This window comes from Streptomyces sp. DH12 (assembly GCF_020873895.1).
Classification (GTDB): Bacteria; Actinomycetota; Actinomycetes; order Streptomycetales; family Streptomycetaceae; genus Streptomyces.
Genome location: NZ_JAHWGT010000400.1, coordinates 1 through 640, shown reverse-complemented (window position 1 = coordinate 640; position 640 = coordinate 1). Strand labels below are relative to the sequence as shown.

At 72.0% G+C, this 640-nt stretch carries 2 pseudogenes; both read left to right on the top strand.

Annotated elements, in window-relative coordinates:
* Positions 1–323, top strand: a pseudogene (locus tag LPA54_RS34810) (hypothetical protein); the annotation flags it as partial.
* Between the two features lie 97 nt (positions 324–420).
* Positions 421–640, top strand: a pseudogene (locus tag LPA54_RS34805) (rhodanese-like domain-containing protein); the annotation flags it as partial.

Here is a 640-nt window from a genome sequence, read left to right as displayed (position 1 = left end):
GCGAGGAGTTCATCACCCGCGTCAACGCCGCCTACGCCCGCGGCAGCGCGGACGAGCTGCGTGAGCTCGCCGAGGAGTGGGCCGCGGGACCGGAGCTGAAGCACACCCCCAGCCCTGCGGAGGAGCTCTACGCACGCCTCGAGTGGCTCTCCCAGCGCAAGGAACTGCTCACCCTGGTCGCCCGGACCCTGGAGGAGAGCGCCATCGGTTCCATGCTGCGGCTGGCGCCCGACGACCCCGACGGGCTCCTGGAGGACATCGCCGCGCAGCTGCGGGCCCAGGTGGCCGAGCGTGAGGCGGAACTGGCGGCGCTGCAGGGCTGAGCCGGCCCCCGGCGGGACGGAAGCCAGGACGCGCGGGACGGGAACCGGCGGGCGTGCCCGGTCCGGTAGCGTCGGAGGCATGAGTTTTGGAGCTGGTGTGCCCACGGTCCAGGTCGGCGACCTCAAGGACGGCGACTTCCTGCTGGACGTCCGTGAGGACGACGAATGGTAGGCCGGTCACGCCGAAGGCGCGCTGCACATCCCGATCAGCGAGTTCGTCGCCCGCTACGGCGAGCTGACCGAGGCCGCCCCGCAGGACGGCCGGGTTCATGTGATCTGCCGCTCCGGCGGACGGTCGGCCCAGGTCACCATGTACC